Annotated in this window: 18 protein-coding genes; 3 read left to right on the top strand and 15 right to left on the bottom strand. The window is 58.1% G+C overall.

Annotated elements, in window-relative coordinates; genetic code table 11:
• Positions 1-51: 51 nt before the first annotated feature.
• Positions 52-1,275 carry a tryptophan synthase subunit beta gene (gene trpB / locus DQN55_RS00925; protein ID WP_048381215.1) on the top strand — a complete coding sequence of 408 codons (1,224 nt, stop codon included), beginning with the start codon at positions 52-54 and terminating at the stop codon, positions 1,273-1,275.
• Positions 1,272-2,081 carry a tryptophan synthase subunit alpha gene (gene trpA / locus DQN55_RS00930; protein WP_048381214.1) on the top strand — a complete coding sequence of 270 codons (810 nt, stop codon included), beginning with the start codon at positions 1,272-1,274 and terminating at the stop codon, positions 2,079-2,081. Before trpB ends, trpA begins: the two co-directional genes overlap by 4 nt.
• 55 nt (positions 2,082-2,136) lie before the next feature.
• Here trpA and epsC read toward each other — a convergent pair whose 3' ends face one another.
• From epsC to phoB, 7 genes are all read right to left on the bottom strand, one after another.
• Positions 2,137-3,063: a serine O-acetyltransferase EpsC gene (gene epsC / locus DQN55_RS00935; protein WP_048381212.1), complete on the bottom strand. Its 927-nt coding sequence runs from the start codon at positions 3,061-3,063 to the stop codon at positions 2,137-2,139.
• 83 nt (positions 3,064-3,146) lie between these two features.
• The gene (locus tag DQN55_RS00940; protein ID WP_048381210.1) at positions 3,147-4,538 is read right to left on the bottom strand and encodes a M16 family metallopeptidase; all 1,392 of its coding nucleotides are present in this window, start codon (positions 4,536-4,538) and stop codon (positions 3,147-3,149) included.
• Positions 4,539-4,620: 82 nt separating this feature from the next.
• On the bottom strand, positions 4,621-6,279 hold the full coding sequence (locus DQN55_RS00945; RefSeq protein ID WP_048381208.1) for a Na/Pi cotransporter family protein: 1,659 nt from the start codon (positions 6,277-6,279) through the stop codon (positions 4,621-4,623).
• A 245-nt stretch (positions 6,280-6,524) separates the two neighbouring features.
• The gene (locus DQN55_RS00950; protein ID WP_048381206.1) at positions 6,525-7,832 is read right to left on the bottom strand and encodes a CitMHS family transporter; all 1,308 of its coding nucleotides are present in this window, start codon (positions 7,830-7,832) and stop codon (positions 6,525-6,527) included.
• Between the two features lie 369 nt (positions 7,833-8,201).
• Positions 8,202-9,542 carry a hemolysin family protein gene (locus tag DQN55_RS00955; protein WP_048381204.1) on the bottom strand — a complete coding sequence of 447 codons (1,341 nt, stop codon included), beginning with the start codon at positions 9,540-9,542 and terminating at the stop codon, positions 8,202-8,204.
• A gap of 118 nt (positions 9,543-9,660) precedes the next feature.
• Positions 9,661-10,983 (bottom strand): phosphate regulon sensor histidine kinase PhoR, encoded by a 1,323-nt coding sequence (phoR, locus tag DQN55_RS00960; protein ID WP_048381202.1) that lies wholly within the window; start codon positions 10,981-10,983, stop codon positions 9,661-9,663.
• Between the two features lie 44 nt (positions 10,984-11,027).
• Complete coding sequence (gene phoB, locus DQN55_RS00965; RefSeq protein WP_048381200.1) at positions 11,028-11,720, bottom strand: phosphate regulon transcriptional regulator PhoB; 693 nt, start codon at positions 11,718-11,720, stop codon at positions 11,028-11,030.
• Between the two features lie 152 nt (positions 11,721-11,872).
• Between phoB and DQN55_RS00970 the strand changes: the two genes are divergently transcribed.
• Positions 11,873-12,253 carry a COG4315 family predicted lipoprotein gene (locus tag DQN55_RS00970; protein WP_048381198.1) on the top strand — a complete coding sequence of 127 codons (381 nt, stop codon included), beginning with the start codon at positions 11,873-11,875 and terminating at the stop codon, positions 12,251-12,253.
• A 96-nt stretch (positions 12,254-12,349) separates the two neighbouring features.
• Here the strand turns inward: DQN55_RS00970 and DQN55_RS00975 are convergent, their stop codons facing one another.
• The 8 genes from DQN55_RS00975 to DQN55_RS01010 all read right to left on the bottom strand — a co-directional run bounded on the left by DQN55_RS00975 (position 12,350) and on the right by DQN55_RS01010 (position 21,600).
• Positions 12,350-13,240 (bottom strand): ABC transporter permease subunit, encoded by an 891-nt coding sequence (locus DQN55_RS00975; RefSeq protein WP_048381196.1) that lies wholly within the window; start codon positions 13,238-13,240, stop codon positions 12,350-12,352.
• Entirely contained in the window at positions 13,237-14,157 is a 921-nt protein-coding gene (locus DQN55_RS00980; protein ID WP_048381193.1) for an ABC transporter permease subunit, read from the bottom strand. The genes DQN55_RS00975 and DQN55_RS00980 overlap by 4 nt, the downstream gene beginning before the upstream one ends.
• Entirely contained in the window at positions 14,154-15,296 is a 1,143-nt protein-coding gene (locus DQN55_RS00985) for an ABC transporter ATP-binding protein (protein WP_048381191.1), read from the bottom strand. The genes DQN55_RS00980 and DQN55_RS00985 overlap by 4 nt, the downstream gene beginning before the upstream one ends.
• A 69-nt stretch (positions 15,297-15,365) precedes the next feature.
• On the bottom strand, positions 15,366-16,460 hold the full coding sequence (locus tag DQN55_RS00990; protein ID WP_048381189.1) for a polyamine ABC transporter substrate-binding protein: 1,095 nt from the start codon (positions 16,458-16,460) through the stop codon (positions 15,366-15,368).
• Between the two features lie 238 nt (positions 16,461-16,698).
• Entirely contained in the window at positions 16,699-17,811 is a 1,113-nt protein-coding gene (locus DQN55_RS00995; RefSeq protein WP_048381187.1) for a polyamine ABC transporter substrate-binding protein, read from the bottom strand.
• 183 nt (positions 17,812-17,994) lie between these two features.
• Positions 17,995-19,359 (bottom strand): aspartate aminotransferase family protein, encoded by a 1,365-nt coding sequence (locus tag DQN55_RS01000; RefSeq protein WP_048381185.1) that lies wholly within the window; start codon positions 19,357-19,359, stop codon positions 17,995-17,997.
• Positions 19,360-19,428: 69 nt separating this feature from the next.
• The gene (locus tag DQN55_RS01005; RefSeq protein WP_048381184.1) at positions 19,429-20,787 is read right to left on the bottom strand and encodes a glutamine synthetase family protein; all 1,359 of its coding nucleotides are present in this window, start codon (positions 20,785-20,787) and stop codon (positions 19,429-19,431) included.
• 36 nt (positions 20,788-20,823) lie between these two features.
• Entirely contained in the window at positions 20,824-21,600 is a 777-nt protein-coding gene (locus tag DQN55_RS01010; protein ID WP_048381181.1) for a gamma-glutamyl-gamma-aminobutyrate hydrolase family protein, read from the bottom strand.
• Positions 21,601-21,713: the final 113 nt, after the last annotated feature.

Here is a 21,713-nt window from a genome sequence, read left to right on the forward strand (position 1 = left end):
CGGGTAAAGTCAGGCCCATCGACCTTCTTACCTTTCCAGCTGGAGCGTCACATGACTCAATCCACTTTGCGTACCGGCCCTGATGCCAATGGCCTGTTTGGCTCATTTGGCGGCCGCTACGTGGCTGAAACCCTGATGCCGCTGATCCTTGATCTGGACCGCGAGTATGAGCAGGCCAAGACCGATCCGGAATTCATCAAAGAGCTGGCGTACTTTCAGCGCGACTACGTGGGACGCCCGAGCCCGCTGTACTTCGCCGAGCGCCTGACCGAGTTTTGTGGCGGCGCCAAGATTTACCTCAAGCGCGAAGAGCTGAACCACACCGGCGCGCACAAGATCAACAACTGCATCGGCCAGATCCTGCTGGCGCGACGCATGGGCAAAAAACGCATCATCGCCGAGACCGGCGCCGGCATGCACGGTGTGGCCACCGCCACCGTGGCAGCCCGCTTTGGCCTGCAGTGCGTGATCTACATGGGCACTACCGATATCGAGCGTCAGCAGGCCAACGTGTTTCGCATGAAGCTGTTGGGAGCCGAGGTGATTCCGGTCGTGGCCGGCACCGGCACCCTCAAGGATGCGATGAACGAAGCCCTGCGCGACTGGGTGACCAATGTCGACAGCACTTTCTACCTGATTGGCACAGTGGCAGGTCCGCATCCGTATCCCGCGATGGTGCGCGACTTCCAGGCCGTGATCGGCAAGGAAACCCGCGATCAGATGCAAGCCCAGGAAGGCCGCCTGCCGGACAGCCTGGTGGCCTGCATCGGTGGTGGCTCGAACGCAATGGGCCTGTTTCACCCGTTTCTGGACGACACCAGCGTCGAAATCATCGGTGTTGAAGCTGCAGGCTATGGCATTGAAACCGGCAAGCACGCCGCCAGTCTTAACGGTGGCGAGCCAGGCGTGTTGCACGGTAACCGTACCTTCCTGTTGCAGGACGACGATGGTCAGATCATCGACGCCCATTCGATTTCCGCCGGGCTCGACTACCCGGGTATCGGGCCGGAACACGCGTGGTTGCACGACATTGGCCGCGTTGAATACACCTCGGTAACCGATGCCGAAGCCCTGGATGCGTTCCATAAATGCTGCCGCCTTGAAGGCATCATTCCGGCACTGGAAAGCGCCCACGCCCTGGCCGAAGTGTTCAAGCGCGCACCGACCCTGCCGTCGGATCACCTGATGGTGGTCAACCTGTCCGGTCGAGGCGACAAAGACATGCAAACCGTGATGCACCACATGGAACAGTCCCAGCAGGAGAAACACTCATGAGCCGCCTGCAAACACGTTTTGCCGAACTCAAGGAACAAAACCGTGCCGCCCTGGTGACGTTCGTCACGGCCGGTGATCCGACTTACGACACGTCGTTGGCCATCCTCAAGGGCTTGCCTGCTGCGGGTGCTGATGTGATCGAGCTGGGCATGCCCTTCACCGATCCGATGGCGGACGGCCCGGCGATTCAGCTGGCCAATATCCGTGCGTTGGGTGCGAAACAGAACCTGGCAAAAACCCTGCAAATGGTTCGTGAATTCCGTGAAGGCAACAGCGATACGCCGCTGGTGCTGATGGGCTACTTCAACCCGATCCACCATTACGGCGTGCCAGCCTTTATTGCCGAGGCCAAGGCGGCAGGTGTCGATGGCCTGATCGTGGTCGACATGCCACCGGAGCACAACAGCGAGCTGTGTGACCCGGCGCAGGCGGCGGGCCTGGACTTCATTCGCCTGACGACCCCGACCACCGACGATGCGCGCCTGCCAAAAGTGCTGACGGGCAGCTCGGGCTTTGTGTACTACGTGTCGGTGGCGGGTGTAACCGGCGCAGGTTCAGCCACGACTGAACAAGTGAGCACGGCCATTGAACGCCTGCGTCGGCACACCGATTTGCCGATCAGCGTGGGCTTCGGCATTCGTACTCCTGAGCAGGCAGCCGCGATTGCCCGCCTGGCGGATGGCGTGGTGGTGGGTTCGGCACTGATCGACAAGATCGAAAATGCCGCAACGCCTGAGCATGCGGTCGATGGCGTGTTGAGCCTGTGTGCGGCGCTGGCAGAGGGCGTGCGCAAGGCACGGCACTAAGGACACTGCAGGAGCAGCCGCGCGACGGCTCGCTCCTGCCCGTGTTACCGGGTTTCTATTTTTGTGTCCCGTCGTCGTGCAGCAAATTGGCCTGGGTCAGGTTGCAACCGGCGGGCACGCTGCGGGTCAGCCACACATTGCCGCCAATGGTCGATCCCTGGCCAATCGTGATTCGCCCCAGAATCGTGGCCCCGGCATAGATCACCACATCGTCTTCCACAATCGGATGACGCGGATGCCCCTTCTGCAACTGCCCCGATTCATCTGCCGGGAAGCGCTTGGCACCCAAGGTCACAGCCTGATAAATCCGCACACGTTCGCCGATAATCGCGGTTTCCCCGATGACCACGCCTGTCCCGTGGTCAATAAAGAAGCTTCGGCCGATCTGCGCGCCGGGGTGAATGTCGATACCGGTGGCCGAGTGGGCGATTTCTGCGCTGATCCGCGCGAGCAAGGGCAATCCGGCTCGGTACAGATGATGGGCGAGTCGATGGTGAATCACCGCCAGAATCCCCGGATAGCACAACAGCACTTCATCCACACTGCGGGCCGCCGGGTCGCCGTGATACGCGGCCAGCACGTCGGTATCCAGAATGCTGCGCAGGCCCGGTAACGCCAGGGCAAAATCCTGGATCAACAAGGTTGCGGTGGCCGAGACGCTGTCATCGGGCTGGCCGGCTTGCCGTGCGGCGTAGCGCAATTCCAGCTTGGCTTGAGCCAGCAAGGCATTGAGGGCGACATCCAGGGTGTGTCCGACGTAAAAGTCTTCGCTCTCTTCGCGCAGATCAACCGGCCCCAAGCGCATCGGAAACAAGGCTCCGCACAGCGCTTCAAGAATATCGGCCATGGCTGCTCTTGAGGGCAGCTCTCGCCCGCCGAGTTCGCCACTGACACGCCCGTTTTGTGTGCGCCACTGATTGCGCGCTGTCCGCAGCTGGCTGACGATGCTTTGCAGTTGCCAAGGATTGGAACGATCAATCACGATAATTCTCCGCACGCTGGCGGCTGATTTGATCAGCCGCGAATGGGCAATGATTTTACGGTATCAAAGCGTTTCGGATTGAATCATTTATTAGAGTGTCGACGCTGACGCCAGCGTCTCCAGCCGACCGCCAGGATAATCAGCAGCCCCAGCAGGCCCAGGATGATCAGGCTCAAGCTGTTGTAACTGAACAGGGGTTTTTCGATACGCACATACCCGGGTTCAGCAAATAACTCGCGCATGGCCACGTTGGCCTGCTTGAGGCTGATGCTCTGCAGTTGTCTGGCCGGATCGGCAAAACGCCCGTCGTCATATTCACCCAGTGAAGCCCAGTAATAATCAGCCAGCGCACTGTTGCCTTGCACTGCCCAGGCCTGTCGGGCAATGGCCGCCTGCTTGAGGCGGGCGAAGCGCTCGGGGTCGAGTCCATCCTTGAGCAATTGGGCTTTGAGGTTCGCCATGACCTCCTGCGCTTTGGGCACATCATCGCGGGCGAGGTCAGCATTCAGGCTTAAAAAGCCGACACCGCCGAACACTTCGCGCTCCGCCCATGGCCCGTAAGACAACCCATGTTTGAGCCTCAGCTCGCTGTACAAGGCCCACTCCAGATAATCCCTGAGCAGGTTCCAGGTTTGGTCGCCTTGCTTCTCCAGCACCGGTTCCGGCAATAGCCAGTGCAGCTTGGCCGTGTCGCCCACGGTGCCACGCACCAGCACGCGCTCGGCATCGGCCCTGGACTCGATGGCAGCCAAAGGCTTGTGCTCACTGGGCTCTACCGGATCGAGCGCGCCATACGTACGTTCCAGGTAGGCCGGCAGCAGGCGGTCCAGATCCCCCACGACAATCAGTGTCATGTTGTTCGGGGCGTACCAGTTTTGCCGTACGGTTTCGAGTTGCTGGCGCGTCAGGTCATGCACTTCTGCCCGTTCCGCGCATTTAAGACCCAGTTCAACGGCCAGTTGATTGCTGGCGCTATGCCCCAGGTCCTGACGGTCGAGCCAGCGTTGCAGGTGTGAATAGTGGCCACCGTCTTCACGCTCGACCACCTGTTTGGCGTCATCGATACGCTGTTCGGTCAGTTGGGTTTGGGTGAGCAGGCTCAGCAGAAGATCGAGGATTTTGCGCTGATTTTTAGCCGGCGCCTCAATCACGAACGTTGTGTCGGCATGACTGGTGAAGGCATTCCATTCACCGCCCAGGGCTTGCATGCGCTCTTCAAGGCCCCCTTCGCCCGCGTCATCGATACCACTGAACAGCAGGTGCTCCAGCAGATGAGGCAGCTGTTGATTGGCGCAGCTGAAATCATCCAGCCCGACGCCGACCACCAGGCGAATGGCCACATGTCCACGATCGTTACCTGGCTTGAGGATCAGTTGCAGGCCATTGGGGAGCTGGTAGCCCTCCACGTTGGATCGATCGAGTGCGAAGCTCTGGGTGGCGCCCAGCAGCAGGCAGAGGAATAGCAGGCAACGCATAAAAAATCCCTGAGTCCGTATTGGGTCAACCTGTGCAGGTTAGTCGGTACTGAGAGACTGACAACAGCTCGCTGCGCAACGTTCAAGGCGAATGATGGGTATCGACGGCGTCATCGAGTTGCAGGGCGCCGATTTCCGAGGTTTCCAGTACGACGTAGGCGCTGCTGCAAAAGAGCGAGTTAAGGCGCTTCATGTCGGCAATCAGCTCCAGGTGCAGTGAGCTGGTTTCGATGCTTTGTAGCACTTTACGTTGCAGGCGGCTGACGTGGGCGTGAGCCAGGCGCCGTTCCTGGGCGCGAAAACGACGTTTTTCCCGCAGCAACTGACGGGCGCTCTGCGGGTCGGCACTGAGAAACACGGTCAGGCCCAGGCGCAGGTTATCGATCAGTTGGCTGTGCAAGCCGGACAGCTCCTCAAGGCCATCTTCGGAGAAAGAGCGTCGCATCGCGGTTTTTTGCTGCTGCACTTTGCGCAGCATGCGCTCGATCAGATCGCTGGCGAGCTTGAGGTTAATCGCCAGCTCAATGATTTCTGCCCAGCGCCGACTGTCCTGTTCGCTCAAGTCTTCACGGGGCATTTGCGCCAGGTACAACTTGACCGAGCTGTACAACACTTCAACGTCATCGCTGAGGGTGCGCATCTCTTGGGTCATCGCGGTTTGTTTACCGTGCAACACGTCGCGCATGTTGACCAGCATGTTGTCGATCAGGTCGCCGATGCGCAGGGTTTCGCGAACCGCATTGGCCAGTGCCAGGCCAGGTGTTTGCAGCGCAGTCGGGTCCAGGTGGCGCGGTTTGATCGCTCCGTTGAGGTGCTCGCGTTCGGGCAGTAACCAGGCGCAGAACCGCGCCATAATGCCCACCGTGGGCAAAAGCACGAAGCAGCGCAGGGTGTTGTAGAGCAGGTGAAAGCCGATCACCAGCTCCTGTGCGCTGTAATTCAGGCTGTCCATCCAGGCCACGAGCGGGTCGAGAACGGGAATGACCAGCAGCAGGCCGATCAACTTGTACAACAGGCTGCCCAGGGCCACTTGGCGTCCGGCGGCGTTTTGCATGCTGGTGCTGAGGAACGCCAGCACGCCGCTGCCAATGTTGGCGCCAATCACCAGCCCCACGGCCACCGGCAAACTGATCATTCCGGCACCGGCCAGCGTGGCTGTCAGCAGTACCGCCGCCAGGCTTGAATAAGACACCATCGCGAACACGGCACCGATCAAGGCGTCGAGCAGGATGTCACCGGTCAATGAGGCGAATATCACCTTCACGCCTTGGGCATGAGTGATGGGCGCGGCTGCTTCGACAATCAATTGCAGCGCCAGAATGATCAGGCCCAGACCGATGCCGACCCGGCCAAGTTGCCCGGCGCGGGTCTGCTTGCGTGACAGAAAGAAGATTACCCCGAGAAAAATCAGCAGCGGTGACAGCCACGACAGGTCGAAGGTCAGTACTCGGGCCATCAAAGCCGTCCCGACATCGGCGCCGAGCATGGTGGCCAGTGCGGGCGTGAGCGTCATCAGGCCCTGGCCCACAAACGAAGTGACCAGCATGGCGGTGGCGTTACTGCTCTGAACCATGGCCGTGACCACGATGCCGGCGACAAATGCAAACATGCGCCGGGACACGTTTTGTCCAATCACATGGCGCAGGTTTGAACCGTACACCCGCAAGATGCCAGTTCGGACAATGTGCGTACCCCAGATCAACAGGGCTACGGCGGAAAGCAGATTGAGCAGGGTCAGCATGCCGGCTCCCTGTGCGATGGATGTGCTGAGGTATCAGATAGCTGCAAGCCTTTTCTACGGCCTTTCTTAAGCTGTAGACGGCATTCGAGCAGAGCGCCAGCATCGCACAGGTTGAAACATTTCTGAAATATTTGCCGTGTCCCTCAACCTGCAGAAGCGAGCGTGCTCGCGACCAAATCCCTGCGGTATCTCAGATAAACCGCGTTGACTGGATCGCGAGCACGCTCGCTCCTGCACAGTAGGGGTTACAGCGTGCTGAACATCGGGAACGTGCCCAGCAACAAGGCCGCAACCAAGATGCACACACAGACCAGAACCGCCCATTTGAGAGTGAAGCGCTGGTGATCGCCAAACTCGATACCGGCCAGGGCCACGAGCAAATAGGTTGAAGGTACGAGCGGGCTGAGCAAATGCACGGGCTGGCCAACAATCGAGGCACGGGCCATTTCTACCGCGGTAATACCGTAGTGGCTGGCGGCTTCTGCCAGGACCGGCAATACGCCGTAGTAGAACGCATCGTTGGACATGAAGAAGGTGAAGGGCATGCTCACCAGTGCGGTAATCACCGCCAGGTAAGGCCCGAGCGCTGGCGGGATGACGCCCAGCAGGCTTTTCGACATGGCATCGACCATACCGGTGCCCGACAGGATGCCGGTAAAGATACCTGCTGCGAAAATCAGCCCGACCACCGCCAATACGCTGCCGGCATGCGCCGCGACGCGGTCTTTCTGTTGTTGCAGGCAAGGGTAGTTGACGACCATTGCGATGCTGAACGCGACCATGAACAGCACGGGCAGGGGCAGTAGCCCCGCGATCAGTGTCACCATCAGCGCCAGGGTCAGCAGGCCGTTGAACCAGATCAGTTTGGGACGACGGGCATCAGGGAACTGCGACACGCTGATTTCGCTGTGATCGATTTCATCTCCGTGCAGGTGCAGTTCACCCAGGCGTGCGCGTTCACGTTTACCGTAGAACCAGGCAATGGCCAGAATGGCGACTACCCCGGCCAGCATGGCGGGAATCATGGGCACAAAGATATCGGAAGGGTCTACATGCAGCGCACTGGCAGCGCGCGCAGTCGGGCCACCCCACGGGGTCATGTTCATCACGCCACCGGCCAGAATGATCAGGCCGGCCATGATCCGTGGGCTCATACCGATGCGGCTGTAGAGCGGCAGCATCGCGGCTACGCAAATCATGTACGTGGTTGCACCGTCGCCGTCGAGTGACACCACCAGGGCGAGCACTGCGGTACCGACCGAGACTTTGAGCGGATCACCTTTGACCAGCTTGAGGATCTTGCGCACTGCCGGGTCAAACAGGCCGGAGTCGATCATCAGCGCGAAGTAGAGGATGGCGAACATCAACATCACGCCGGTGGGGGCGAGTTTGCTGATGCCTTCGAGCATCATCGGTCCGATCTTCGGTGCAAAACCACCAAATACCGCGAACAGGATAGGGATCAGGATCAAGGCGATCAGCGCGGACAGGCGCTTGGTCATGATCAGGTACATGAACGTAATGACCATGGCAAAGCCAAGGAAAGTCAGCATAGGAACACTCCAGGCGCAACGAGGGCAGGCAAGGGCAAACCGTAGAGGTCAGCGCAGGACGGAAAGCTCGAAAGGGAGAGGCGCGGGGAGGGAGTACGGGCGGGTATCGACAAACATCAGCATCACCATTTTTGTTGTTAGTTGGGCGTTGACCCTGTGTCAGGACACTGGTCAGGCCGACCGGTCTTTTGCCGGTGGTGACGGGATGCTAAAGATGAATTCTTTCACCCAGCTTTCGAAGGCGAAAAAACTGCTCTGTGGGTATTACGACGGCTACGCCGCTGAACGCGGCCTCGCGCCACTCGACCGCTGCCACGGATGGATTCAGGGGTCGAGTAAAACGAGGTGGCGTCTCTGTCGGGCGCTCTGTCAGTCCAGCTTCAGGACTTTGGCCAGCACGATTTTCGGGCCCTTCATCTTTTTGATGATGATGCGCAAACCTTCGACTTCCAGTTGCTCTTCTTCTTCCGGCACCCGCTTGAGGGTGTCGTAGATCAGGCCGGCAACCGTTTCGGCTTCGATATGGTCCAGGTCAACACCCAGCAATCGCTCAATCTTGAACAGCGGCGTGTCGCCCCGCACCAGCAGTTTGCCTGGTTGATAGGACAGGATTCCGCGTTCGGTCTTGCGGTGTTCGTCCTGAATATCGCCCACCAGCACTTCGAGCACGTCCTCCATGGTCAGGTAGCCGACAACCTTGCCGTCTGCTTCTTCGACCAATGCAAAGTGAGCACCGCCCTTGCGGAACTGCTCGAGCAATTGCGACAGCGGCATGTGTCGCGATACGCGCTCCAGCGGGCGGGTCAGTTCATCGAGATTGAACGTCTCGGGCAAGTGGTCCAGATCTGCCAGCTCCAGCAGCAGGTCCTTGATGTGCAGCAGACCAACGAATGTGTTGGTTTCTGCATCGTAGACCGGGTACCGGCTGAACTTGTGACGGCGGAACAGCGCCAGAATTTCTTTGAGCGGAGCCTTGGAGTCGAGAGTGACGAGGTCTTCGCGGGAGTTGGCCCAGTCGACCACTTCCAGTTCGCCCATTTCCACGGCGGAGGCCAGTACACGCATGCCCTGATCGCTCGGGTCCTGACCGCGGCTGGAGTGCAGGATCAGTTTGAGTTCTTCACGGCTGTAGGCGTGATCGTGATGCGCACCGGGTTCACCTTGGCCCGCGATGCGCAAAATGGCGTTGGCGCTGGCGTTAAGCAGGTAAATCGCCGGGTACATGGCCCAGTAGAACAGGTAAAGCGGCACGGCTGTCCACAGCGACAGGGCCTCGGGTTTGCGAATGGCCCACGACTTGGGTGCCAGTTCACCGACCACGATGTGCAGATACGAAATGATGAAGAACGCGGCAAAAAACGACACGCCTTTGACCACTTCGGGGGAGTCGACGCCCATGGCGCCCAGCAGCGGCTCCAGCAAGTGGGCAAACGCCGGCTCGCCGACCCAGCCCAGGCCCAGCGACGCCAGGGTGATACCCAGTTGGCATGCTGAAAGGTACGCGTCGAGCTGGTTATGAACGGTACGCAGGATCTGGCCGCGCCAGCCGTTCAGCTCTGCAATGGCTTCGACCCGGGTCGAGCGCAGTTTGACCATGGCAAATTCCGCCGCAACGAAAAAGCCGTTGAGCAAAACCAGGATCAGTGCAAAAAGAATCATGCCGAAGTCGGCGAAGAGTGTGGCGAGGGTAAAGCCAGGGGAAGGGTCCATGATGGAGTTTTAATGGTTCCGTTGTTTCAAGTGGGGAGGTAAGGGCCTGAAAGCTTGGCCTCGGCCGAGCAATGTAGCGGCTGAGGTGGCCTTTGCCTAGTGGTCAAAGGCCACATGACTAGTCGACGATAGTCTGGAGGTTGGGTTTTGCTATCTGCGTCGCAGCGAAATGGCAGGTGAATGTGCTGCCACGCCCCGGCACGCTGCTGATCTCAAGGGTCGCCCGATGACGTAACAGCACATGCTTGACGATGGCCAGGCCCAGTCCGGTCCCGCCGGTGCTGGCATTACGGCTGGAGTCGACGCGGTAGAAACGTTCGGTCAGGCGCGGCAGGTGTTTGTTATCGATCCCGACGCCCGAATCCTGAACCCCCAGATGTGCCCCCAGGGCGTCTGTCCACCAGCGAATACGGATGCTGCCACCGTCCGGGGTGTATTTGACGGCGTTGAACACCAGATTGGAAAAGGCGCTGCGCAACTCGGCTTCACTGCCTTTGAGGGCGATCCCGGCTTCGATATCCAGCGTGATGGTCTGGTTACGCTCGCCGGACAACGCCTGTGCGTCGTTCTTGATGGTTTGCAGCAGCGCATCTATCGCTACCGGCTGGTTATCCGAGGGATAGTCGGTGGCTTCAAGTTTGGCCAGCAACAGCAGGTCGTTGAGCAAGGTTTGCATGCGCTCGCCTTGTTGCTGCATTTGCGATAACGGCCGCTTCCAGCGCGGGTTGATGTCGTCAACGTTGTCGAGCAGTGTTTCCAGATAACCACAGATGACGGTCAACGGTGTGCGCAGTTCATGGGAGACGTTGGCGATAAAGTCTTTGCGCATTTGCTCAAGCTGATGAAGACGGGTGACGTCGCGTACCAGCATCAGGTGCTCGTTGTTGCCATAACGGGTGATATAGAGCTGGATTCGCAAGTGATCATTGACCGGGGAGGGGATATCCAGCGGTTCGGCGTAGTTGCCTTGCTCGAAGTACTCCTTGAAGCGCGGGTGGCGAACCAGGTTGCTGACCGGCTGGCCGCCATCCTGAGGAGTCTTGAGCCCGAGCAAGGTTTCGGCAGCGCGGTTCCACCACTCCAGATTGCCTTCGCTGTCGAGCATCACCACTGCATCCTTGAGCGCCGCGGTGGATTCTTGCACCCGGTCGATCACCGCTTGCAGGCGTCCACGCACCCGTTGATCGCGGCGTTGCAGATGGTAAATGCTGTCGAACACTTCGCCCCACATGCCATAACCGTCGGGTGGCGCTTCGTCCGGTTGGTGATGACGCAACCAGTCGTGCAGACGCAGCAACTGTTTGAGCGTCCAGCCCAGATAGACCGCCAGGCCAAGTGCCAGGCTCCAGCCATAGTAGCCACTGATCAACCCGACCAGCAGGCAACCGGTGACCAGCAGCAGCAAATGACGAACAAGAGTGCCATGCCAGTTTTGATTCACGTCGCGCGGGTCCTTGCATGCCGTTGGATCAGAAAGAGGGGTTATCAGTTCTTGGTCGAGAACCGATAACCGGTGCCGCGCACGGTTTGTACCAGATTTTCGTAAGCCTCGCCGAGCGCCTTGCGCAGCCGACGGATATGAACGTCCACAGTGCGTTCTTCGACGTAGACGTTGCCACCCCAGACTTGATCAAGTAATTGGCCGCGGGTGTAGGCGCGCTCCTGGTGGGTCATGAAAAACTGTAGCAGACGATATTCGGTGGGGCCCATTTCGGCAGGTGTGCCGTCGATGGTCACACGATGGCTGATGGGATCCAGCAGCAAGCCGCCAATTTCGATCGGGGCCTCGGCGTCAGCCGGGCCGGCCCGGCGCAGCACCGCTTTGAGGCGGGCCACCAGTTCACGCGGGGAAAACGGTTTGGTGATGTAGTCATCAGCGCCGACTTCCAGGCCCTGGATCTTGTTGTCCTCTTCACCCTTGGCCGTCAGCATGATGATCGGGATGTCGTTGGTCAGCTCTTCGCGCTTGAGGCGGCGGGCCAGCTCGATACCCGAAGTGCCGCCGGGCAGCATCCAGTCCAGCAGGACCAGATCAGGTTTACGGTCAACGATGATGGCGTGTGCGTCCTGAGCATTGTCGGCTTCGAGGCAGTCATAGCCTGCCATTTCCAAGGCCACCGCGATCATTTCGCGGATCGGCGCCTCGTCATCTACGATCAGAATGCTCCTGCCTGCCATGCCGTACTCCTAGTGTCATTTAACTGTCTTGTGGCGCATTAGATAACGGAATTATTGCAGTCGTGTGACAGTCATGCGGGGTAAACGCGTGCTCTAGGTTAATGGACTACGCTTTGGGTTCAAATCGTACAACCACCAAGAGGACGATTCCGATGATTTCCAGCTCTTTTTCTTTTAAAACCCTCCTGCTCACGGCAGTCATGACCTTGCCCGGACTGGCGCTTGCAGCGGATCCGGCCATGACCAAGGACGGCATGCTGGTGGATCACAACGGAATGACGCTTTACACCTTCGCCAAGGATGCAGGTGGCAAGTCGATGTGCAACGACAAGTGTGCGACCAACTGGCCGCCCCTGAAGGCCGACAGCACGGATGAGAGCATGGGCAAATGGACGGTAATCAGCCGCGACGATGATCAGATGCAATGGGCCTATGACGGCAAGCCGTTGTACACCTTTGTCATGGACAAGAAAGCAGGCGATGTAACAGGCGACGGCAAGATGGACGGTGCCTGGAAAGTAGCCAAGCCTTAACCCGCCTCGCGTGCTCGGCAACGGCTATGGTTTCTGTTCCCCATAAAAAAACCTCGCCCCCTGATGCAGGAAGGCGAGGTTTTTTATGACGCTGTCTTAAGCCGCGCCGGGCGATTTTGGACGGCGGATGTCAGGTTGTTTCCAGGCCTCGGCGGTTGATTCATCGATGGCTTGCTGAATGGCCTTTTTGCGGTGTTCTTCAGCCCGTCGGCTGAAGAACCATACCAGAAAGGTCACCAGTGACACCGCCAGCAGAATCAGGCTGGCCACGGCGTTGATCTCGGGTTTTACCCCTAGACGCACGGCCGAGAATACTTCCATCGGCAACGTCGTGGACCCCGGGCCGGAGACGAAGCTGGCCAGTACCAGGTCATCCAGCGACAGGGCAAAGGACATCATGGCGCCCGCCGCCAGTGAAGGTGCAATCATCGGGATAGTGATCAAAAAGAACACTTTCCAGGGTTTTGCACCCAGGTCCATTGCCGCCTCTTCGATCGACAGGTCCAGTTCGCGCAGTCGGGACGACACCACCACCGCCACATACGCGGCGCAGAACGTGGTGTGGGCGATCCAGATGGTGACGATCCCGCGTTCTTGCGGCCAGCCAATCATTTGCGCCATGGCCACGAACAGCAGCAGCAGCGACAGACCGGTGATCACCTCCGGCATGACCAGCGGTGCGGTCACAAGACCGCCAAACAGCGTGCGGCCTTTGAAGTGACTGATGCGGGTCAGGACGAACGCGGCCAGTGTGCCCAGCGCCACGGCTGCAATCGCGGTGTAAAACGCGATTTCCAGCGAGCGCATCACCGAACCCATCAGTTGGGTGTTGTCCAGCAGGCCCACGTACCACTTCAGTGACCAGCCGCCCCACACCGTCACCAGTTTGGAGGCGTTGAACGAGTAGATGACCAGAATCAGCATCGGCAGGTAGATGAAGGTCAGTCCGGCGACCAACATAAAGCTAGAAAAACGGAAGCGATTCATATCTTGCCCTCCAGTTCTTTAGCCTGGCTGCGGTTGAACAGAATGATGGGCACGATGAGGATCGCCAGCATGACCACGGCAAGCGCAGACGCCACCGGCCAGTCACGGTTGTTGAAGAACTCTTGCCACAGAACTTTACCAATCATGAGGGTTTCAGGGCCGCCCAGCAGTTCCGGAATCACGAACTCGCCCACGACCGGGATGAACACCAGCATGCAGCCGGCGATAATGCCGTTCTTGGACAAGGGGACGGTGATTTTCCAGAAACTGTTGAAAGTGCTGGAGCCCAGGTCAGACGCTGCTTCCAGCAGGCTGTTGTCGTGTTTGACCAGGTTGGCATACAGCGGCAGGATCATGAACGGCAGGTACGAGTAGACGATACCGATGTACACCGCGATGTTGGTGTTGAGGATCTGCAACGGTTCGTTGATCCAGCCCATCGACATCAGGACGCCGTTGAGCAGGCCGTTGTTGCTCAGGATGCCCATCCACGCATAAACGCGGATCAGGATCGCTGTCCAGGTCGGCATCATGATCAGCAGCACCAGCACGGTCTGCATCTCTTTGCGCGCATTGGCGATGGCGTAGGCCATCGGATAGCCGATGATCAGGCACAACAGTGTGCTGAAAAAAGCCATCTTCAGCGAGCCCAGGTAGGCGGCGATGTACAACTCGTCGTCGCCCAGCATGGCGTAGTTGCCCAGGTTCAGCAGCAGCTGGATTTTCTGGTCAACGTAGCTGTAGATCTCGGTGTACGGCGGAATGGCGACGTCGGCTTCGGCAAAGCTGATCTTCAGCACAATGAAGAACGGCAGCATGAAGAACAGGAACAGCCACAGGAATGGAATCCCGATGACCACATGACGGCCACCGGGGGTTATTCGTTGCAATCGGCGTTTGAGCTTTCGCATGTTCATGAGCGCAGTACCACGCCGCTGTCGTCTTCCCACCACACGTAGACTTCGTCGTCCCAGGTCGGGCGAGCGCCACGGCGTTCGGCGTTAGCGACAAACGATTGCACCAGCTTGCCGCCGGGCAGCTCAACGTAGAACACCGAATGACCGCCCAGGTAGGCGATGTCATGCACTTTGCCGCGTGACCAGTTGTATTCGCACGACGGTTTTTCAGTGGTGACCAGCATCTTCTCCGGACGAATCGCGTAGGTGATGTGCTTGTCTTCCACCGAGGTGCTGACGCCGTGGCCCACGTAAATGTCGTTCTCCAGCTCAGGGCAGTTGATGCGGGCATAACCCTCGGCATCGTCCACCACCTCACCGTCGAACAGGTTCACGTTGCCGATGAACTCGCACACCAGCCGGCTGACCGGGGTTTCATAGATGTCGATCGGGCTGCCGATCTGGGCAATCCAGCCCAGGTGCATGATGGCGATGCGCTGGGCCATGGTCATGGCCTCTTCCTGGTCGTGGGTCACCATGACGCAGGTCACGCCGACGCGCTCGATGATCTCAACCAGCTCGAGTTGCATCTGTGAGCGCAGTTTTTTATCCAGTGCCCCCATCGGCTCATCAAGCAACAGCAGCTTGGGACGCTTGGCCAGCGAACGGGCCAGGGCCACACGCTGGCGCTGGCCACCGGACAACTGATGAGGTTTGCGCTTGGCGTACTGGCTCATGTGCACCAGCTTGAGCATCTCTCCTACGCGGGCATCGATCTCGGCGCTGGACATGTTGTCCTGCTTGAGGCCGAAGGCGATGTTCTGCGCCACCGTCATGTGCGGGAACAGAGCGTAGGACTGGAACATCATGTTGATGGGCCGCTCATAGGGCGGCATGTCGGTGATATCGACACCATCGAGGAAAATACGGCCTTCTGTTGGGCGCTCGAAACCGGCGAGCATACGCAGCAAGGTGGATTTGCCTGATCCCGATCCGCCGAGAAGGGCGAAAATTTCGCCTTTGTTGATTTCCAGGGACACATCGTCCACCGCAATCGTCTCGTCGAACTTTTTCGTGACCCGGTCGATTTTGACCAACACCTGCTTAGGTGTGTGGTCGCCCTCGAGGGCTTTCTTATAGGCGCCGGAGGCAACAGCCATTTACGAAACTCCCAACAAATTTAGCAGCCTGACCTAGATGATCAGGCCTTGGATAGGTGGTCTTGTGAGCTATTTACCCGTCTTGACCTTGGTCCATGTGCGCGTCATGAGACGCTGGATTTTGGGTGGTAGCTCGGTTGAAACGTAAGTCTTGTCCAGTACTGCCTGGGTTGGATAAACCGCTTCATCGGTCCGAATGGACTCATCCATCACCTTGTCGGCCGCAGGATTGGGATTGGCATAGCCGACATAGTCGCTGACCTGAGCGATCACTTCAGGCTTGAGCAGGTAGTTGATGAATGTGTGGGCTTCCTTGACGTTGCTGGAATCCTTGGGGATGGCCAGCATGTCAAACCACAGGGCGCCGCCCTCTTTGGGCACGATGTAGGCAATGTTCACGCCCTTTTTGGCCTCGTCGGCTCGCGCCTTGGCCTGGAATACATCCCCGGAGAAGCCAATGGCGACACAGATGTTGCCGTTCGCCAGATCGGAGATGTATTTGGAAGAGTGGAAGTAGGTGACGTAAGGTCGAACCGACATCAGTGTTGCTTCGGCTTTTTTATAATCCTTGGGGTTGGTGCTGTTGGCATCCAGGCCCAGGTAGTTGAGCACGGTCGGCAGCATCTCATCGGCCGAATCCAGGAAGGCCACGCCACAGCTTTGCAGCTTCTTCATGTTTTCGGGCTTGAACACGGCATCCCAGGAATCGATGCTGTCGACACCCAGCACTTCCTTGACCTTGTCGACGTTGTAACCGATGCCGTTAGTGCCCCACAGATAAGGCACGGCATACAGGTTGCCCGGATCGTTTTGCTCAAGACGCTTGAGCAAGGCCGGATCAAGGTTGGAGTAATTGGGTAGCTGCGACTTGTCGAGCTTCTGGAATGCCCCTGCCTTGATCTGTTTGCCCAGGAAGTGGTTAGACGGAACGACCACGTCATAACCGGTGCGTCCAGCCAGCAGTTTGCCTTCCAGGGTTTCGTTGGAATCGAATACGTCATACACCGGTTTAATGCCGGTGGTCTTCTCGAAATCGACCAGCGTGGTCGGTGCTATGTAATCCGACCAGTTATATATATGCACGGTGGGTGCCGCTTGAACGCTGACAGCAATCGTCAAACCCGCTCCGACCAGCAGGGTCTTGCGAAACAAAGATATAGACACGTGGTGGTCCTCTAAATAGTTGGGCCTGAGTTGCCCGCGTCACACAGCAGCAAAGCCGCCAAAGACAAAACCGGCGCGCAACTTACCCTCGATAAACCTACACAGCAAAGTTTTCTGCGATTTGTTGCTGTAAAGCACTGATTTAAAGCGTATTTAGATCCGGTCTGCAGGCGCCGGGCTTGCTCGCGGCAGCCGCACCGCGAACACACTTGGCTCCTGCAGGTTTCACCGGGTCAGGTTATCGACCGGATTTGATCTTGGTCCAGCTGCGAGTCAGCAGGCGCAGCGTTGCAGGAGGCAAATCACTGATCGCATAGAGCTTGGCTTTTACGGCGTCTGGCGGGTAGATGCCTGGATCGCCAGAGATATCCTTGCTTACCAGCGGCGTTGAGGCTTTGTTGCCATTCGGGAAGCGAACGTTGTTGGTGATCTCAGCCATGATTTCAGGCTGCATCAGGAAGTTCATCCAGGCGTAAGCAGCCTCTACGTTCTCCGCATCCTTGGGGATGGCGACCATGTCATAGAAGCTGCCAGCACCTTCTTTAGGAATGCTGTAGGCCACTTTGATCTTGCCACCGGCTTCGGCAGCACGGGTCTTGGACTGCTCCAGGTCGCCCGAATAGCCCACAGCGACACAAATGTTGCCGTTGGCCAGATCCGAGATGTACTTGGAGGAGTGGAAGTAACCCACCGAAGGGCGAATCTTGAGGAACAGGGCTTCGGCTTCAGCCAGTTGCTTCTTGTCGGTCGAGTCGGTCGGGTAGCCCAGGTAATGCAGGGCAGCCGGAATCATTTCGGTCGGCGAATCGAGGAAGCTTATGCCGCAGCTCTTGAGCTTGGCTGCATTCTCGGGCTTGAACAGCACATCCCAGGAATCGATGGTGTCGACGCCCAGAGCAGCCTTGACCTTTTCCGGGTTGTAGCCGATACCGATGGTGCCCCACATGTACGGGAATGCATGTTTGTTGTCTTTGTCGCTGGCATCGCCCACGGCCTTGAGCAGCGCCGGGTCGAGGTTTTTCCAGCCAGGCAGCTTGGACTTGTCCAGCTCCTGGTAAACGCCGGCCTTGATTTGCTTGGCCAGGAAATTGTTGGACGGCACGACGATGTCGTAGCCGGATTTGCCCGCCAGCAACTTGGCCTCAAGGGTTTCGTTACTGTCGAACACGTCGTAAACCACTTTGATACCGGTCTGGTCTTCAAATTTCTTTACGGTATCGGGTGCGATGTAGTCGGACCAGTTGTAGATGTGCAGAACTTTGTCCGCTGCCTGAGCCGCCCCAGCCATTACGCCCATCAAGGAGAGGGCGAGAAGGGTCTTGCCAGCTTTTTTAAAACCTGATGCCTTCATCTTTAATACTCCAATTATTCTTTTAAACCACCGATTCAGCGACCTGAGCCCAGGGCAACCAAAGCCGGTGGCTAGTCTGGCAAGATCGTGGGCAGGCTTTCAAGGGAAGGCCCTTGTTTCTTAAGGTCCAGAGCGAAAGTACCTACTTTAAAATCGTAGTTGTCTTGCGCTCTGAGCTAGCAGTCAACTTTGCAATGCACTCAAGGTCAGATCCAGGCACTTACGCGCCTTGGTGACCAGCTCATCGATCTCGTCTTTGCTGATCACCAGCGGTGGCGCGATGATCATGGTGTCGCCCACGGCGCGCATGATCAGGCCGTTATCGAAGCAGAACTGCCGGCATATCATGCCCGCCCCTTTACCTTGATAACGTTTGCGGGTGGCTTTGTCCTGAACAAGTTCAATGGCTCCCAACAGACCCACGCCACGAACTTCGCCAACCAACGGATGATCGTTCAGCTCACGCAAACGCTTTTGCAAATACGGTGCCGTATCGGCGTGAGCCTTCTCGATGATTTTTTCTTCGCGCAGAATCCGGATGTTTTCCAGCGCCACGGCAGCAGCGACCGGGTGACCGGAGTAGGTGAAACCGTGGTTGAAATCGCCCCCTTCGTTGAGCACAGCGACCACTTCGTCGCGCACGATCAGGCCACCCATCGGGATGTAACCTGAAGTCAGGCCCTTGGCGATGGTCATCATGTCGGGCTTGAGGTCGTAGAAATCGCTACCGAACCACTCACCGGTACGGCCAAAGCCGCAGATCACTTCGTCTGCGACGAACAGAATGTCGTACTTGGCCAGGATTTCCTTGATGCGCGGCCAGTAGCTTTCGGGCGGCACAATGACACCGCCGGCACCCTGAATCGGCTCGGCAATAAAGGCACCGACATTGTCCACGCCCAGTTCGAGAATTTTTTCTTCCAGCTGATTGGCGGCCCAGATGCCGAACTCTTCCGGGGACATGTCGCCCCCTTCACCGAACCAATAAGGTTGCGGGATGTGGGTAATACCCGGGATCGGCAAATCGCCCTGTTCGTGCATATAGGTCATGCCGCCCAGGCTGGCGCCCGCAACGGTCGAACCGTGGTAGCCGTTTTTGCGGCTGATAATGACCTTCTTGTCGGGCTGGCCCTTGATCGCCCAGTAATGGCGAACCATGCGCAGCATGGTGTCGTTGCCTTCAGAGCCGGAACCGGTGAAGAACACATGGTTCATGCCTTCAGGCGCGATATCGGCGATGGCTTTCGAGAGCTCGAGTACAGGAGGGTGGGCAGTCATGAAAAACAGGTTGTAGTACGGCAGTTCACGCATTTGCTTGCTGGCGGCGTCCGCCAGCTCGTCACGTCCGTAGCCAATGGCAACACACCACAGGCCGGCCATGCCGTCGAGAATTTTGTGACCCTCGCTGTCCCACAGGTACACGCCTTTAGCGTGAGTAATGATGCGAGGGCCGACGGCTTTCAATTGCTTGAAGTCGCTGAAAGGCGCCAGGTGGTGATCGTTGCTCAGGTTTTGCCAGGCCAGGGTTTGCGGGTTCTTATTCGTCATGCAACTCTCCTTTATTCAGTGTGGGTGCTGCGCCTTCCTGGCGCAGCGCTCCCATGCCAGACGGGCGTGTCAGACAGCGAACAGCAGGAACTCTCGCTCCCACGAACTGATGACGCGCTTGAAGTTTTCATGCTCGGCACGTTTGACCGCCACGTAGCCGGCAATGAACTTGGTCCCCAGGTACTTCTCGATGGTCTTGCTGTTTTCCATGCGCTCCAGTGCGTCTTCAATCGTCAGGGGCAAGCGCAGGTTGCGACGCTCATAGCCCCGACCCACGACAGGCGCGCTCGGATTGAGGCCTTCGACCATGCCGATGTAACCGCACAGCAAGCTGGCAGCAATGGCCAGATACGGGTTGGCATCGGCGCCCGGCAGGCGGTTTTCTACCCGGCGATTCTGTGGGCCCGCATCCGGTACCCGCAGACCCACGGTGCGGTTCTCTTCACCCCATTCCACGTTGACCGGTGCTGAGGTATCCGGCAGGAAGCGACGGAAAGAGTTCACATTCGGAGCAAACAGGGGCAGCAACTCCGGGATGTACTTTTGCAGGCCACCGATATGGTTGAGGAACAGTTGGCTCATGCTTCCGTCTTCATTGGAGAAGACGTTTTTACCGGTGTTGATATCAATGATGCTCTGGTGCAAGTGCATCGCGCTGCCCGGTTCGCCGGTCATGGGTTTGGCCATGAAGGTCGCCGCCACATCGTGCTTGAGCGCGGCTTCGCGCATGGTGCGCTTGAACACCAGGATCTGGTCGGCCAAGGACAGTGCATCGCCATGACGGAAGTTGATTTCCATCTGCGCCGTGCCGTCTTCATGGATCAGCGTGTCCAGGTCCAGCTCTTGCAGTTCGCACCAGTCGTACACGTCTTCGAACAACGGATCGAATTCGTTGGCCGCTTCGATAGAGAAGGACTGGCGGCCGGTTTCAGGGCGTCCGGAGCGACCTATCGGTGGCTGCAACGGATAATCGGGGTCGTCACTGCGCTTGGTCAGGTAAAACTCCATTTCCGGCGCCACGATGGGCTGCCAGCCGTGGTCGGCATAGAGTTTCAATACCTTTTTAAGCACGTTGCGCGGCGACAACTCGATCGGGTTGCCCTGTTTGTCATAGGTGTCGTGGATCACCTGTGCCGTGGGCTCAATTGCCCAGGGCACGAGAAATACTGCGTTCTCGTCAGGACGGCAGACCATGTCGATGTCAGCCGGATCGAGGAGTTCGTAATAGATGTCGTCTTCGACATAGTCGCCCGTAACGGTTTGCAGCAATACGCTCTCGGGCAGGCGCATGCCTTTTTCGGCAATGAACTTGTTGGTCGGCGATATCTTCCCGCGAGTAATCCCGGTGAGGTCGGCGATCATGCATTCGACTTCTGTGATCTTATGGTCTTTCAACCAATCGGTGAGCTGGTCGAGGTTGTTACTCATAAATGCCTCTGGGCTGAGTTTCCTGACTTGAATAAGTCAGGCGTTTACTGACGCATCGGCGTCGCGTTGTCGTGCGCGCCTTCTGCAGGCATCGCCAAATGCCTGGAAGATGGCGAGGTAAATCGGATTAGAGCTTACCTGCCATTCAGGGTGCCATTGAACTGCTAAAGCAAAAGCCTTGCCGTCCTGCACGGAGACGGCTTCAACCAGCCCGTCCGGGGCTCGCGCCTCGACCCTTAAGCCGGGTGCCAGTCGCTGTATGCCCTGGGTGTGAATCGAGTTGACATCGAACTCGGTTGGCAAACCGAGGCTGGCCAGGATGCCACCGGGTTCAACGTGCATGCTGTGGCTGGGGGCGTACTGGATTTCAACCGGGGCGCTGGGGTCTTCGCGGTGCTCCATGAAGCCGTCGACTTCATGTAATTTCTGGTGAAGTGAGCCACCCAGGGCTACATTCAATTCTTGAAAGCCTCGGCAAATACCGAGCACGGGAACGCCTGCGGCAAGGGCTGCGCGAATCAGGGGAAGGGTCGTTTGATCGCGGTCAGGGTCGTGAAGCGTGCCATGCGCGCTGTCAGGTCCTTGATACCAATGGGGTTCTACGTTGGATGGGGAGCCGGTAAAGAGTAAACCGTCCAGGCTGTCCAGAATATCGTTCGGATCAATCACTTGCGCCAATGACGGAAGGATCAGAGGCAAGCCTTTGGCTGCCACCGCAACGGCTCTAACATACTTGTCGCCCGTGACGTGATAGGGATGAAGACCTATCTGTTTGGTACAAGCGGTGACGCCGATTAACGGCAGGCGTGACATGTAACACCCCGGTATTATTGCTGTTATGGGTTTGAATCGAGCTTAGCCTTGTTCATTTTTTTACACAACACCCCCGTAAAAAATACAACACGGCCCGCTCAAGCCTGCGGGCG

This window comes from Pseudomonas taetrolens (assembly GCF_900475285.1).
GTDB lineage: Bacteria > Pseudomonadota > Gammaproteobacteria > Pseudomonadales > Pseudomonadaceae > Aquipseudomonas > Aquipseudomonas taetrolens.

Coding starts and splice junctions, on each gene's coding strand:
- phoB (WP_048381200.1), bottom strand. CDS start 11,720: ATGGCAGGCAGGAGCATTCTGATCGTAGATGACGAGGCGCCGATCCGC.
- DQN55_RS00950 (WP_048381206.1), bottom strand. CDS start 7,832: ATGCTGACTTTCCTTGGCTTTGCCATGGTCATTACGTTCATGTACCTG.
- DQN55_RS01010 (WP_048381181.1), bottom strand. CDS start 21,600: ATGTCACGCCTGCCGTTAATCGGCGTCACCGCTTGTACCAAACAGATA.
- DQN55_RS00970 (WP_048381198.1), top strand. CDS start 11,873: ATGATTTCCAGCTCTTTTTCTTTTAAAACCCTCCTGCTCACGGCAGTC.
- trpB (WP_048381215.1), top strand. CDS start 52: ATGACTCAATCCACTTTGCGTACCGGCCCTGATGCCAATGGCCTGTTT.
- DQN55_RS00980 (WP_048381193.1), bottom strand. CDS start 14,157: ATGAACATGCGAAAGCTCAAACGCCGATTGCAACGAATAACCCCCGGT.
- DQN55_RS00945 (WP_048381208.1), bottom strand. CDS start 6,279: ATGCTGACCCTGCTCAATCTGCTTTCCGCCGTAGCCCTGTTGATCTGG.
- trpA (WP_048381214.1), top strand. CDS start 1,272: ATGAGCCGCCTGCAAACACGTTTTGCCGAACTCAAGGAACAAAACCGT.
- DQN55_RS00955 (WP_048381204.1), bottom strand. CDS start 9,542: ATGGACCCTTCCCCTGGCTTTACCCTCGCCACACTCTTCGCCGACTTC.
- DQN55_RS00940 (WP_048381210.1), bottom strand. CDS start 4,538: ATGCGTTGCCTGCTATTCCTCTGCCTGCTGCTGGGCGCCACCCAGAGC.
- DQN55_RS00995 (WP_048381187.1), bottom strand. CDS start 17,811: ATGAAGGCATCAGGTTTTAAAAAAGCTGGCAAGACCCTTCTCGCCCTC.
- DQN55_RS01005 (WP_048381184.1), bottom strand. CDS start 20,787: ATGAGTAACAACCTCGACCAGCTCACCGATTGGTTGAAAGACCATAAG.
- DQN55_RS00985 (WP_048381191.1), bottom strand. CDS start 15,296: ATGGCTGTTGCCTCCGGCGCCTATAAGAAAGCCCTCGAGGGCGACCAC.
- DQN55_RS00975 (WP_048381196.1), bottom strand. CDS start 13,240: ATGAATCGCTTCCGTTTTTCTAGCTTTATGTTGGTCGCCGGACTGACC.
- DQN55_RS01000 (WP_048381185.1), bottom strand. CDS start 19,359: ATGACGAATAAGAACCCGCAAACCCTGGCCTGGCAAAACCTGAGCAAC.